Source organism: Croceicoccus sp. (assembly GCF_983967925.1).
This window is the reverse complement of record NZ_CFETID010000020.1, coordinates 15022-26698: the sequence shown is the minus strand read 5'-3', so window position 1 is coordinate 26698 and position 11677 is coordinate 15022. Positions and strand designations below refer to the sequence as shown.

General features: G+C 65.4%; 17 protein-coding genes. 16 read left to right on the top strand and 1 reads right to left on the bottom strand.

Annotation, left to right across the window (positions count from 1 at the left end; all coding sequences use genetic code 11):
• Nucleotides 1-29 precede the first annotated feature (29 nt).
• From AC4FIJ_RS11915 to AC4FIJ_RS11885, 7 genes are read left to right on the top strand one after another with little or no spacing between them, the layout of a single operon-like run.
• Nucleotides 30-710, top strand: a complete 681-nt coding sequence (locus AC4FIJ_RS11915; RefSeq protein WP_490336941.1) for a glutathione S-transferase family protein — start codon at nt 30-32, stop codon at nt 708-710.
• Nucleotides 710-1066 carry a DUF1428 domain-containing protein gene (locus AC4FIJ_RS11910; RefSeq protein ID WP_490336981.1) on the top strand — a complete coding sequence of 119 codons (357 nt, stop codon included), beginning with the start codon at nt 710-712 and terminating at the stop codon, nt 1064-1066. Before AC4FIJ_RS11915 ends, AC4FIJ_RS11910 begins: the two co-directional genes overlap by 1 nt.
• A 19-nt stretch (nt 1067-1085) precedes the next feature.
• Nucleotides 1086-1880, top strand: coding sequence for a VOC family protein (locus tag AC4FIJ_RS11905; protein ID WP_490336940.1), 795 nt, complete (start codon nt 1086-1088; stop codon nt 1878-1880).
• Between the two features lie 3 nt (nt 1881-1883).
• Complete coding sequence (locus AC4FIJ_RS11900) at nt 1884-2513, top strand: glutathione S-transferase family protein (RefSeq protein WP_490336939.1); 630 nt, start codon at nt 1884-1886, stop codon at nt 2511-2513.
• Entirely contained in the window at nt 2506-3012 is a 507-nt protein-coding gene (locus tag AC4FIJ_RS11895) for a VOC family protein (RefSeq protein ID WP_490336938.1), read from the top strand. Before AC4FIJ_RS11900 ends, AC4FIJ_RS11895 begins: the two co-directional genes overlap by 8 nt.
• A 4-nt stretch (nt 3013-3016) precedes the next feature.
• Entirely contained in the window at nt 3017-3664 is a 648-nt protein-coding gene (locus tag AC4FIJ_RS11890) for a glutathione S-transferase family protein (protein ID WP_490336937.1), read from the top strand.
• 22 nt (nt 3665-3686) lie between these two features.
• On the top strand, nt 3687-4154 hold the full coding sequence (locus AC4FIJ_RS11885) for an SRPBCC domain-containing protein (protein WP_490336936.1): 468 nt from the start codon (nt 3687-3689) through the stop codon (nt 4152-4154).
• Between the two features lie 3 nt (nt 4155-4157).
• Here the strand turns inward: AC4FIJ_RS11885 and AC4FIJ_RS11880 are convergent, their stop codons facing one another.
• The gene (locus AC4FIJ_RS11880; RefSeq protein ID WP_490336980.1) at nt 4158-4772 is read right to left on the bottom strand and encodes a J domain-containing protein; all 615 of its coding nucleotides are present in this window, start codon (nt 4770-4772) and stop codon (nt 4158-4160) included.
• Nucleotides 4773-4836: 64 nt separating this feature from the next.
• On the opposite strand from AC4FIJ_RS11880, the gene AC4FIJ_RS11875 reads away from it, so the two are divergent.
• The 9 genes from AC4FIJ_RS11875 to thiL are packed head-to-tail and all read left to right on the top strand — an operon-like array spanning nt 4837 to nt 11597.
• Nucleotides 4837-5133 (top strand): BolA family protein, encoded by a 297-nt coding sequence (locus tag AC4FIJ_RS11875; protein WP_490336935.1) that lies wholly within the window; start codon nt 4837-4839, stop codon nt 5131-5133.
• Complete coding sequence (locus AC4FIJ_RS11870; RefSeq protein ID WP_490336934.1) at nt 5130-5849, top strand: glutathione S-transferase; 720 nt, start codon at nt 5130-5132, stop codon at nt 5847-5849. The genes AC4FIJ_RS11875 and AC4FIJ_RS11870 overlap by 4 nt, the downstream gene beginning before the upstream one ends.
• Nucleotides 5846-6754 (top strand): pirin family protein, encoded by a 909-nt coding sequence (locus tag AC4FIJ_RS11865; protein WP_490336933.1) that lies wholly within the window; start codon nt 5846-5848, stop codon nt 6752-6754. Before AC4FIJ_RS11870 ends, AC4FIJ_RS11865 begins: the two co-directional genes overlap by 4 nt.
• A gap of 26 nt (nt 6755-6780) precedes the next feature.
• The gene (locus tag AC4FIJ_RS11860) at nt 6781-7695 is read left to right on the top strand and encodes an alpha/beta fold hydrolase (RefSeq protein ID WP_490336932.1); all 915 of its coding nucleotides are present in this window, start codon (nt 6781-6783) and stop codon (nt 7693-7695) included.
• A 44-nt stretch (nt 7696-7739) separates the two neighbouring features.
• The gene (gene hisG, locus AC4FIJ_RS11855) at nt 7740-8417 is read left to right on the top strand and encodes an ATP phosphoribosyltransferase (protein ID WP_490336931.1); all 678 of its coding nucleotides are present in this window, start codon (nt 7740-7742) and stop codon (nt 8415-8417) included.
• Complete coding sequence (hisD, locus tag AC4FIJ_RS11850) at nt 8418-9719, top strand: histidinol dehydrogenase (protein ID WP_490336930.1); 1302 nt, start codon at nt 8418-8420, stop codon at nt 9717-9719. It begins immediately after the preceding gene.
• Complete coding sequence (locus AC4FIJ_RS11845) at nt 9716-10240, top strand: DUF1993 domain-containing protein (protein WP_490336929.1); 525 nt, start codon at nt 9716-9718, stop codon at nt 10238-10240. Before hisD ends, AC4FIJ_RS11845 begins: the two co-directional genes overlap by 4 nt.
• The gene (nusB, locus tag AC4FIJ_RS11840; protein WP_490336928.1) at nt 10237-10683 is read left to right on the top strand and encodes a transcription antitermination factor NusB; all 447 of its coding nucleotides are present in this window, start codon (nt 10237-10239) and stop codon (nt 10681-10683) included. The genes AC4FIJ_RS11845 and nusB overlap by 4 nt, the downstream gene beginning before the upstream one ends.
• Entirely contained in the window at nt 10680-11597 is a 918-nt protein-coding gene (gene thiL, locus AC4FIJ_RS11835; protein ID WP_490336979.1) for a thiamine-phosphate kinase, read from the top strand. Before nusB ends, thiL begins: the two co-directional genes overlap by 4 nt.
• Nucleotides 11598-11677: the final 80 nt, after the last annotated feature.

Here is an 11677-nt window from a genome sequence, read left to right as displayed (position 1 = left end):
TGCACCGTGAAAAAGCAGGAGACGCTTCGATGCCCATCACCGCCGATGCCGATATCGAGATCACCGGTTACAACTGGGTCCCCCCGTTCGCCGAAGGCTTCGTGCGCGATCTGCGCGCCAGATGGTTCTGCGAAGAGGCAGGTCTCCCCTATCGCGAACGGCTGATCAGCGCGGTGAAAAAGCCCCCAGGATGGCGCAGCGAACAGCCCTTCGGGCAAGTACCGGTTCTGCGCGACGGCAATATCCATCTGTTCGAAAGCGGCGCGATCCTGATCCATCTGGCGGAAAAGAACGGCAAGCTGCTGCCCGCGGGCGGACAGGCCCGCGCGGATGTCCTGTCATGGCTGCTCGCCGCCTATAACAGTGTCGAGCCGGTGCAGAACGAACTGGCGAATATCGAGATGTTCAATGCGGACGAGGACTGGGCGAAGCTGCGCAGGCCCGTGGCGCTCGACAATCTGGACAGGCGTCATAGATCGCTCGACCATGCGCTGAAGGATCGCGAGTGGTTCGCCGGCGAATTCTCGATCGCCGACATCGCCATGGTCTCGGTCCTGCGGTCCAGCGTGGCGATGGGGACGCTGACCGAGCATCCGACCCTTGCCGCCTATGTGGATCGCGGGACCGAACGCCCGGCATTCCAGCAGGCGCTTGCGGATCAGCTAGCCGGTTTCGACCCCAGCCACGCCCCCGGCATGGAGCACGCGTGATGTATATCCAAGGCTTCGTCGTCCCCGTGCCCGCGGACAACAAGGCGGCCTATCTCAAGGTCGCGGAGCGTTTCGATCGCTGGCTGATAGACCATGGCGCAATCGAGGTGGTCGAGGCGTGGGAAGAACGCATCGAGGATGGCAAACACACCGATTTCCGCCGCGCGGTCGCTGCCGAACCCGGCGAGAAGATCGTCTTCTCGTGGGTTATCTGGCCCGACCGCGCCGCCGCCGAAGCGGCCGAAAAGGCGATGGAGGGCGATCCGATCATGTCCGAAATGGGCGACATGCCCTTCGATGGTAGACGCATGATCTATGGCGGCTTTTCGCCCATTCTCGAACTTGGCCGGAAATAACCACGGAAAGGAGCAAGCCATGGCAAACCCGCAAGGCGAGCCGATCTGGTACGAGCTGATGTGCCGAGACATGGCAACCGCATCGCGCTTTTATGAAGCGGTTCTCGGGTGGCAGATCACCGGATCGGACATGGGCGGCGTTCCCGACTACCGCTTCATCAAGCATGGGTCTGGCGAATTCGACATGGTGGGCGGCGCGATGCAGCTGACCGGGGAAATGCTGTCTGGCGGGGCACGGCCGATGTGGGCGGTCTATTTCTGCGTCGAGGATGTCGACGCTGCCGTTCAGCGTGTCACCGCCAATGGAGGCCGCATACTGATGCCCGCCTTCGATATCGAGAATGTCGGGCGCATGGCCTTTGTCACCGATCCGCAGGGCAATCCGTTCTACGTCATGCGCGGCTTTTCCGACATGGACAGCCATGTGTTCGCCGCCGACGCCAGCGGCACCGGTCGATGCGGCTGGAACGAGCTGATCACGCCCGAACTGGAAACCACGCTTGGCTTCTACCGCGATGTGTTCGGTTACGACACCGGCGAGCGCATGAACATGGCGCCCGAGATGGGCGACTACGTCTTCCTGAAGGCGGGCGACAAGACCATCGGCGCGGCGATGAATGCGATGCCGGGAAGTTCCCCATGCTGGCGTTTCTATTTCCGCGTGGCCGATATCGACACTGCCCATGCGGCCGTGGAAACGAATGGCGGAACCATCGTGTTCGGTCCTGAGGACGTACCGGGCGACGAAGTCATATTGATGGCGCACGATCCGGAAGGCACGATCTTCGGCCTTCTCGCTCCCAGGAAAGGCTGAACCGTGGCAGACATCACCTTCTTCCATAATCCGATGAGCAGGGGCCAGATCGCCCATTGGGCGCTGCACGAGACAGGCGCCGATTTCGAAACGATCATCGTCGACTGGAACGACAAGCCCGAAGCGCTGATGGCGGCGAACCCGATGGGCAAGATCCCCACCATCATTCACCACGCATCAGACGGCGACATCGTGGTCAGCGAAGCGCCTGCGATCTGCCATTATCTTGCCGAGATTGCGTCGGGACAGACCCTGCTGCCGACCCCGCGCGAGAGGGGCGACTATTTCCGCTGGCTGTTCTTTGCCGCGGGGCCCGTCGAACAGGCGATCACCGGCAAGTCGATGGGTTGGGAAGTGCCCGAAAACCGCATTGGCATGGTCGGTTTCGGCAGCTTTGACCTGACCATCGACACGCTGGACTGGTGGCTGTCAGACCGTGACTATGTCTGCGGAAAACGGTTCACCATGGCCGATGTCTATGTCGGTTCGACCGTCGATTGGGGGCTGGCCTTCGGAACGATGCCCGAGCGTCCATCCTTTGCCGCCTATGCCGAGCGCATCCGTGCCCGCGACGCTTATCGCGCGGCGAAGGAGAAGGACAATGCGATGATCGCGCAGGCGCAGAATGGCTGAAGGCGGCGCAGAACCGGCTGCCGACAAGGCCATCGTCTGCCTGTGGTACGATGGCGATGCCGAGGACGCGGCGCAATTCTATGCCGACACCTTGCCCGACAGCACGATCACACATGTTCAGCGCTCCCCGATCGATTACCCTGCCGGCAAGGCGGGCGACGTGCTGGTCGTGATGATGACGATCGTCGGAATCCCCTATATCCTCATGAACGGGGGTCCGGAGTTCAAGCCGAACCTGACCTATTCGCTGCAGATCCATACCGATACGCAGGAAGAGACAGACCGGCTGTGGAACGCCATCACAGGTAACGGCGGCACGCCCAACGAATGCGGATGGTGCAAGGACCGCTGGGGGTATAGCTGGCAGATCACGCCCCGCGCGCTGACCCGCGGCATGGCGGACCCTGATCCTGCCGTTGCCAGACGCGTGATGGAAGCGATGATGACGATGGGCAAGATCGATATCGCCGCGATCGAAGCCGCACAGCGCGGCCCTTGAGCGGATGAAGCTCTACGGCCATCCCTTCTCAAGCTATACGTGGAAGGCGCGCATTGCGCTGCTGGCGGCGCGGCTGGAGCATGAATTTGTACAGCTCGGTCCCGACCAGCCAGCGGAGCGCAACGCCGTCGTCGCGGGAGCGGGTCCGCTTGGCCGCTTTCCGGTGCTGGACGACGAAGGAAGGCTGGTCTTCGAGGCCAGCTGCATCGTCGAGCATCTTGCCATCCATTATCCGCAGGCCCGCTTCCTCATACCGGAGGACGAAACCGCGGCGCTCGCCATCCGGAAACTTGACCGGATCTTCGACCTCTACGTCATGGCCGAGGCGCAAGCGGTGGTGAACGAATATCTGCGCGCGCCCGCAGCGCCCGACACGGCGCGTGTGGACGAGGCGAAGGAAAAGCTGTCTCGCATTTACGGCTGGCTGGAGCAGCATTTGCCCGAACGCGGCCATGGTCCGCTGACCCTGGCGGACTGCGCCGCCGCGCCTTCCCTGTTCTATGCCGATTGGATCGAGGAGATCGGCGCGGACCGCTCGCATCTTGCTGCCTATCGCGCATGGCTGCTGGCGCAGAACGAAGTGGCATTCTGCGTCGACGAGGCGCGGCCTTGGCGCTCTTGGTTTCCGCCGGGTGCACCGGACCGTGACTGATTTTGCAAGAAAGGCATTCCCGATGCGCGAATTGAAAATCTCCCGCCATATTGCCGCCCCGCCCGCCGCCGTGTGGGAGGTCATGGCCAACCGGCAGGAAGAATGGTGGTGCCCCGCCCCGTGGTCGGTAACGATGGTCGCGCAGGAACGCCGCCCCGGCGGCCGGTGCGAAATGGTCATGCACGGCCCCGATGGCGAGGAAATGCCGCAGCATGGCATCTACCTGGAATGGATCGAGGGCGTTCGTTTTACATCGACCGACGCGGTCCGGATGGATCCGGGCAGCGGCCGTCTTGTCCCTGCCGAGCCCTTCATGATCGGCTGCTGGGAAATCGCACCCGATGGCGATGGCACGCTTTATACTGCCAGCGCCCTGCACTGGAGCGAGAAGGCGATGAAAAGCCACGCCGAAATGGGTTTCGAACCGGGCTGGAGCGCGGTTGCCGACCAGCTCGCGGCGATCTGCGAGGGTTGGACCGTCAAGGCCTGAAGATCAGGCGAACCGCCGCGCCTTGCGCAAGTGCTGATAGGCGTCCACGACGTTCTGCAACCGCTGTTCATGACTACGGTCGCCGCCGTTGCGGTCGGGGTGATAGCGCCGCACCAGTTCCGAATAGCGTCGCCGCAGCGCGGGCCGGTCGGCGTCATGCGAAAGGCCCAGCACGTTCATCGCCTCGCGGTCGGCGCCGGACAATCCGGCATCGCGGGCCTGTGCCTCGCGCTCCCAGCCCTGCCTTGCGCGGCTTTTGATATTGCGCGCACGGGCGGAGATCGCGTCGAGCGGATCGTCGAAATCGGCCCAGCGCGGCATGCCGTCGATGCCCGCCGTCGCCGAGAATGCATTGCGCCCCTTTGACGACCCCGCGCCCCAGCCATAGGCAGGCGACTGGGCGTCGAGTATCTCGTCCGCGCTCATCCCTTCGAAGAAATCATAGCCCGCGTTGAATGCGCGCACATGGTCGAGGCAGAACCAGCGCCAGTCGCCGGGCCCGTCGAATCCCGACGCGCGGCGGCCCGGTGCGCGGAATTCGCCTGCCTCTCTACAACCCGGCGCATCGCATGCGCGCCCCTCATTCTCGAATCGTCCGTGGAACCTGTCGTGCTTCATCGCCCTTGAGATGATGGCAGCGCGCCCCAAATGGAACCCCCGCAGACCACACGAAAGCCAGCCCATGCCCGAATCCGGACCGATCGAAGGCGAAATCCGCCAGCTTCTGACCGATGCGTTCCATCCCGAAACGCTGGTCGTGTCGAACGACAGCGCGATGCATTCGGGCCATGCGGGCGACGACGGCAGCGGCGAATCGCATTTCTCGGTCATCATCCGCGCCGCCGCGTTCGAGGGCGTCAGCCGCCTGCAGCGCCAGCGCAAGGTGCTGGCCGCGCTGGGCGACATTCCCGGCCAGCGGGTCCATGCCTTCGCGATCAAGGCGCTGGCCCCTACCGACCCACTGCCGGAGCGCGCATGATGGCCTATCGCCTGTTCTACTGGCCGGGCCTGCCCGGACGCGGCGAATTCGTCCGCATGGCGCTGGAAGCGGCGGAGATCCCCTATAGCGAACCCGCCCGCGACGACGGCGTGGAAGCGCTGCTTTCCGACATGGAAAAGCGCGAGGAGGCTGGCGGCTTCGCGCCTTTCGCACCGCCCTATCTTGTCGATGGCGATGTTGCGGTGGCGCAGGTGGCGCATATACTGACATGGCTGGCCGACAGGCACGGGCTGGGCGGCGATGATCTGAAGACCGATCTCGGCCTGATCCAGCTGCAATTGACGATTACCGACATCGTGGCCGAGGTGCACAATGTGCATCACCCGGTCGGCAGTGGCGCCTATTACGACGACCAGAAGGACGAGGCGAAACGCGCCGCCGCGCAGTTCCGCGAGGATCGCATCCCCAAGTTCCTCGGCCATTTCGAGCGCGCCGCCGCGCTTCATGACGGGCCCTTCGTGCTGGGCGGGAAATGGACCCATGTCGACAGCTCGCTCGCGCTGCTGATCGACGGGCTGCATTACATGTTCCCCAAGCGCATGGCGGCGGTGAAGGGGGACTATCCGAAACTGCACGCGCTGCGCGATGCCTTCGTGGATTTGCCCGCGATTAACGCCTATCGTGTGTCGGACCGATGCCAGAACTTCAACGAAGACGGCATCTTTCGCCACTATCCGGAGCTGGACGCAGCATGAGCGAGCTTAACCCCGAAACCGCCATCGCCCTTACAGTCGATCCCGTCAGCCACGATCTGGGCGCGTTCGAAGTGCGCCGAGCGGTCCCGCAGGCGGCCTGCCGCATGGTCGGCCCCTTCGTCTTCATCGACCAGTTCGGCCCCGCGCAGTACGACATCGGCAATGGCATGGACGTGCGGCCCCACCCGCATATCGGCCTGTCGACAGTCACCTATCTGATGCAGGGCGCGATCGACCACCGCGATTCGCTGGGCAGTTTCGCCACCATCCGTCCCGGCGCGGTAAACCTGATGACGGCGGGCAGCGGGATCGTCCATTCCGAACGCTCCCCCCAGTCGGAGCGCGAAGCGGGCGGCAGGATATTCGGGACGCAGACATGGCTTGCCCTGCCCGAGGCGAAGGAGGAGATCGACGCGGACTTCGAAAGCGTATTGGCGGACGACCTGCCCATCGTCGAGGATACATGTGCCAAGGCCCGTGTGATCATGGGCAGCCTGTGGGGCGCCACCGCGCCGACCACTTGCCATGCCGCCACGATCAATGCCGACATTATCCTCGCTGCGGGCGGCGCGATGCCGATCGAGGCCGAAGCCGACGAACGCGCCCTGCTGCTGGTCGAGGGCGAAGCCGAGGTGGGCGGCGAGAGGCTGGAGATGTTCAAGCTGGCCGTCCTGCGACCCGGCCGAGCCATGACCCTGCGTTCGGAAAAAGGCGCGCGAGTCGTGCTGATGGGCGGAGAGGCGATGACCCGCCGGCACGTATGGTGGAACTTCGTGTCGTCCTCGCGCGAGCGGATCAACCAGGCCAAGGAAGACTGGCGCGCGGGCAAGTTCGCCAAGGTGCCGGGCGACGAGAAGGAATTCATCCCCTTGCCGGACCATCCAAAGACTGTCAGCTATCCCTGAAAGAAGACAGGGTATGGAGCTGACGCATGAAAAAGGTGGATCTGGGCAATAATATCGAATTGCAGGTTCGTGACGAGGGGCCGCAGGACGCACCCGCGCTGATATTTCTGCACGGCTTTCCCGAATCGCACCGCACGTGGCGGCACCAGTTTCCGCATTTTGCCGATCGCTATCGCTGCATCGCGCCCGACCAGCGCGGCTATCGCCACTCGTCCCGACCGCGCGGGCCGGAGAATTACCGCGCCGATCTGCTGGTCGGCGATGTCTTCGCCTTGGCCGATGCGTTGGGCGTGGGGGAGTTCACCGTGGTCGGCCACGACTGGGGCGGCGCGATCGCATGGGGCGTGGCGATGGCGGGCCAGTCCTCGTCGCAGAGCCCTTATGCTGGCCGGGTGACGCGCGCGATCATCGCCAATGCGCCGCATCCCGCAGTGATGCAGCGGCTTCTCTACACCGACCGCGACCAGCGTGCGGCGTCGCAATATATTCGCACCTTCCGCGACACGGACAACGACCCGCTGATACGCGAGGGCGGATTGCTGCCCCTGCTTGCAAAGGCCTTCCCGGACCGCGGATCGTCCACCCAGCCAGAGCCGGAGGAACAGGCCGCGCTGCTGCAGGACTGGTCCGATCCGGACAGCGCGCTGGGCATGATCAACTGGTACCGCGCGTCCACCATCGATGTCCCGCCGATGGATGCCCCCTTTGCCGTGCCAGCCGACGCAAGGCCGATCGAAGTGCCGCCAATCACGATCCCCACGCTCGTCGTCTGGGGCATGGAGGACCACGCGCTGCGCCCCGCCAATCTCGACCGGCTGGGCGATCACGTCAGCGACCTGACAGTGGAGCGGATCGAGGATGCGGGCCATTTCGTCGTCTGGGAACGCGCGGATGCAGTCAACGCCGCGATGGACCGCTTTCTGGACTGCACCCAAGGGTAACGCCCATTGCCAGCCGCAGCCTGCGCGCCTAAGTCGCGGCTGTCATGACCCAGCCGCTCACTTTCGCCGTGCCCAAGGGGCGCATCCTCGACGAAGCCCTGCCCGTGATGGCGCAGGCCGGAATCGTGCCCGAGGCGGGCTTCCACGACAAGAAGAACCGCTCGCTGTCCTTCGCGTGCGAGGATCCGTCGATCCGCCTGATCCGGGTGCGCGCCTTCGACGTCGCCACCTTCGTCGCGCATGGGGCGGCGCAGGCGGGGATCGTCGGTTCCGACGTGATCGAGGAGTTCGACTATGCCGACCTCTATGCGCCGGTGGACCTGGGCATCGGCCATTGCCGCCTCTCCATCGCCGAACCGAAAGACGCGCCGCCGACAGAGATCCGCAGCGCCAGCCATTTGCGGGTCGCGACCAAATATCCCAATCTCACCCGCCGCTGGTTCGAGGCGCGCGGCATCCAGGCCGAATGCGTCAAGCTGAACGGCGCGATGGAGCTTGCGCCGATGCTGGGTCTTGCCAACCGGATCGTCGACCTCGTCTCCACCGGCAAGACGCTGAAGGAAAACGGGCTGGTCGAAACCGCCGAATTGCTACCCGTCTCGGCGCGGCTGATCGTCAATCGCGCCGCTCTCAAGACCGATAGCGCGCGGCTTGGCCCGCTGATCGACAAGTTCCGCGCCTTGGCAGCGCAGCCGATGCCAGAAACCGTCGGGGCCGCCTGAATGAAGCGCCTGAAATCAAGCGACCCCGGCTTTGCCAAGGCCTTCGCCCGCATCGTCGCCGACCGGCGCGAGGCGGATGACGATGTCAGCCGCGATGTCGCCAATATCATCGACCGGGTAAAGGCCGACGGCGACGCGGCGCTGGCCGACTACACCACGCGCTTCGACAAATGGACACCCGTCGGCGAGGACGACTGGCGCATATCGAAGGGCGCCTGCGAGGCGGCGTTCCACGCGCTCGCCCTTGAATTGCGGCAGGCGCTGGAGACCGCGGCGGACCGCATCGCGGCCTATCACCGCGAGCAATTGCCCGCGCGCCGCGACTATCGCGATGATCAGGGCGTGCGGCTGGGCGCGATCTGGCGGCCGGTCGATGCGGCGGGGCTGTATGTGCCGGGCGGACGCGCGGCCTATCCCTCCTCGCTGCTGATGAATGCGATCCCTGCCCGCGTGGCAGGCGTCGAACGACTGGTGATCGCAACCCCCACGCCCGGCGGGCAGGTCAACGATCTGGTGCTGGCCGCTGCGCATCTGGCGGGCGTGGACGAGATCTGGCGTATAGGCGGCGCGCAGGCGATCGCCGCACTGGCCCACGGGACGAAGCGCATTGCGCCGGTCGATGTCGTCACCGGCCCCGGCAATGCCTGGGTAGCAGAGGCCAAGCGCCAGCTTTACGGCACCGTGGGCATCGACATGGTCGCGGGGCCGAGCGAGATTCTGGTCATCGCGGATAAGGACAATCGCGCGCGCCACATCGCCGCCGACCTGCTCAGCCAGGCCGAGCATGACCCGCTGGCGCAGGCGATCCTGATTACCGACAACAATGATTTCGCCGACCGCGTCGCCGATGCGGTCGGCGTCGAGCTTGCGCAATTGCCGACCCGCCGCGTGGCCGAAGCCAGCTGGCGCGACCACGGCGTGATAATAGAGGTCGCCTCGCTGGACGAAGCGCCCGCGCTCGCCAACGCGCTGGCGGCGGAGCATGTCGAACTGGCCGTCGCCGATCCCGAACCGATGCTGGAAGCGATCCGGCACGCGGGCAGCGTCTTCATCGGCCGCCACGCGCCCGAAGCGGTCGGCGATTACGTCGCGGGGCCCAACCACGTCCTGCCCACCGGCCGCCGCGCACGCTTCGCCAGCGGCTTGTCGGTGCTCGACTTCATGAAACGCACCAGCTTTATCGAACTTGACGAGGCCGCGCTGGCCGCGATCGGCCCCGCCGCCGTGGCGCTGGCCGAGGCGGAGGGGCTCTACGCTCACGCCCGCTCGGTATCGCTGCGCCTGCAAGGAAACGCGAAATGACCCTGTCCCTTCACGCCGCCACCATTCCCGGCTTCCTGCGCATGCTCGCCAACATGGACCATCTGATCGGCAAGGCCGAGGCATGGTGCGCCGAGCAGGGCCGCAGCGAGGAGGATGTCTGCAGCGCGCGCATCACGCCCGACATGCTGGACTTCGCCTATCAGGTGAAATCGACCGTTTCGCACTCGGTCGGCGCCGTCGCGGGCATCCGCGCTGGCGTGTTCTCGCCCGACCGCAGCGAGCCGCCGCGCGGTTTCGCCGCGATGCGCGCGATGCTGGCGGACGCACGCGAAGAACTGGGCGAGTTGACCGAGGCCGACATGGAAACCGTGGGCACCGCCGAGATGGAGTTCCGCATGGGCGAGCAATTCGTCGTGCCATTCACGGGGCAGAATTTCCTGCTCAATTTCTCCATCCCCAATTTCTATTTTCACGCCACCACCGCCTATGACATCCTGCGCCAGCTGGGCGTTCCGATCGGCAAGCGCGACTATCTGGGACCGGACTGGACCAAGCAATGACCGCCAAATCGCAATCCCGCTCCGCCGCCCGCCTCGCCGCGGTGCAGGCGCTGTACCAGATGGACATGGAGAAGACGCCGCTCGCGCGCCTGCTCGACGAATTCCACCAGCACCGGCTGGGCAAGGAGATTGAGGAAGAGCAATATGCCGATGCCGAAGTCGCCTTCTTCGACGATGTCGTAAAGGGCGTCGATGCGCGCCGGGATGAAATCGACCTGCTGATCAGCGAGAAACTGGCTCAGGGCTGGTCACTGGCGCGGCTGGACAAGACCATGGTGCAGATCCTGCGCTGCGGCACCTATGAGCTGCTGGCCCGGCCCGACGTGCCAAAGGCGGCGGCAATCACCGAATATGTCGATGTCGCCCATGCCTTTTTCGAACCGCGCGAGGCGAAATTCGTGAACGGCCTGCTCGACGCCATCGCCAGGGAGGTGCGGGCCTGAGCGGACCCGCGCCTTCGTCTGGCGAGGAAGCGTTCATCGCGGCGCTGCGCCAACTGGCGCACGATCCGGCGGCGCGCGGACTTTCCGACGATGCGGCCGTGCTGCGTCTGAACGGCGCACTGGTTGCGACGCACGACACCATGGTCGAGGGCGTGCACTGGCTGCCCGGTCAGGACCCCGCCGATGTCGCGTGGAAGCTGGTCGCGTCGAACCTGTCCGACCTTGCCGCCAAGACATGCCGCCCGGTCGGCCTGCTGCTAAGCTTCATGCTGGGCGACGAGGCCTGGAACACCCGCTTCGCCGCCGGGCTTGGCGAGGCGCTGGCCGCGTTCGATGCGCCGCTGCTGGGCGGCGATACGGTTTCCGCCCCTTCCCCCGATGCGCCCAAGGTCATTGGCCTGACCGCGCTGGGTCAGCCGCGGCGTGATCCGCCCCCGTCCCGCGCCGACGCGGCGCCGGGACAGGCCCTGTGGATCACCGGCCAGTGCGGCGCCGCGCTCGCCGGGTTCGAGGCGCTGCAGGCGGGCAGCGACGACCAAACGCTGACCGCCCCCTATCGCCGCCCCGTACCGCGCGTTGCCGAAGGGCAGGCGCTGGCCCCCGTGGCCGGCGCGATGATGGACCTGTCCGACGGGCTGCTCCTCGACGCGGCGCGCATGGCCGAAGCCAGCGGCACCACCATCTCCATCGAAACGTGCCTCGTGCCCGTCCACCCCGCCCTCACCCGCCGCAAGCGCGAGGCGATGAGCTGGGGTGACGATTACGAACTGCTGTTCACCCTGCCCGAAGGCGCTGCCTGCCCGGTCGAAGCCGTTCGCATAGGCAGCGTCCAGCCGCGCGGGGCGCATGCGCTGCTGCTCGACGGATCGCCGCCGCTGGCAGGCCAGTCCCTCGGTTACCGGCACGGCATCTGATCTTGCGGTGATCGGGCGAAAAGCTTTCGCCCAGCTGAACAATGCCTGCTTGCGCCAGATCGTTTAGCGTGTAGCTTCCC

What these genes read in the sequence shown, in the direction of transcription:
- AC4FIJ_RS11865 (WP_490336933.1), top strand. Translation starts at nt 5,846, where the DNA reads ATGAGCGAGCTTAACCCCGAAACCGCCATCGCCCTTACAGTCGATCCC.
- AC4FIJ_RS11890 (WP_490336937.1), top strand. Translation starts at nt 3,017, where the DNA reads ATGAAGCTCTACGGCCATCCCTTCTCAAGCTATACGTGGAAGGCGCGC.
- hisD (WP_490336930.1), top strand. Translation starts at nt 8,418, where the DNA reads ATGAAGCGCCTGAAATCAAGCGACCCCGGCTTTGCCAAGGCCTTCGCC.
- AC4FIJ_RS11905 (WP_490336940.1), top strand. Translation starts at nt 1,086, where the DNA reads ATGGCAAACCCGCAAGGCGAGCCGATCTGGTACGAGCTGATGTGCCGA.
- AC4FIJ_RS11875 (WP_490336935.1), top strand. Translation starts at nt 4,837, where the DNA reads ATGCCCGAATCCGGACCGATCGAAGGCGAAATCCGCCAGCTTCTGACC.
- AC4FIJ_RS11910 (WP_490336981.1), top strand. Translation starts at nt 710, where the DNA reads ATGTATATCCAAGGCTTCGTCGTCCCCGTGCCCGCGGACAACAAGGCG.
- AC4FIJ_RS11860 (WP_490336932.1), top strand. Translation starts at nt 6,781, where the DNA reads ATGAAAAAGGTGGATCTGGGCAATAATATCGAATTGCAGGTTCGTGAC.
- AC4FIJ_RS11880 (WP_490336980.1), bottom strand. Translation starts at nt 4,772, where the DNA reads ATGAAGCACGACAGGTTCCACGGACGATTCGAGAATGAGGGGCGCGCA.
- AC4FIJ_RS11915 (WP_490336941.1), top strand. Translation starts at nt 30, where the DNA reads ATGCCCATCACCGCCGATGCCGATATCGAGATCACCGGTTACAACTGG.
- AC4FIJ_RS11845 (WP_490336929.1), top strand. Translation starts at nt 9,716, where the DNA reads ATGACCCTGTCCCTTCACGCCGCCACCATTCCCGGCTTCCTGCGCATG.
- nusB (WP_490336928.1), top strand. Translation starts at nt 10,237, where the DNA reads ATGACCGCCAAATCGCAATCCCGCTCCGCCGCCCGCCTCGCCGCGGTG.
- AC4FIJ_RS11895 (WP_490336938.1), top strand. Translation starts at nt 2,506, where the DNA reads ATGGCTGAAGGCGGCGCAGAACCGGCTGCCGACAAGGCCATCGTCTGC.
- hisG (WP_490336931.1), top strand. Translation starts at nt 7,740, where the DNA reads ATGACCCAGCCGCTCACTTTCGCCGTGCCCAAGGGGCGCATCCTCGAC.
- AC4FIJ_RS11870 (WP_490336934.1), top strand. Translation starts at nt 5,130, where the DNA reads ATGATGGCCTATCGCCTGTTCTACTGGCCGGGCCTGCCCGGACGCGGC.
- AC4FIJ_RS11885 (WP_490336936.1), top strand. Translation starts at nt 3,687, where the DNA reads ATGCGCGAATTGAAAATCTCCCGCCATATTGCCGCCCCGCCCGCCGCC.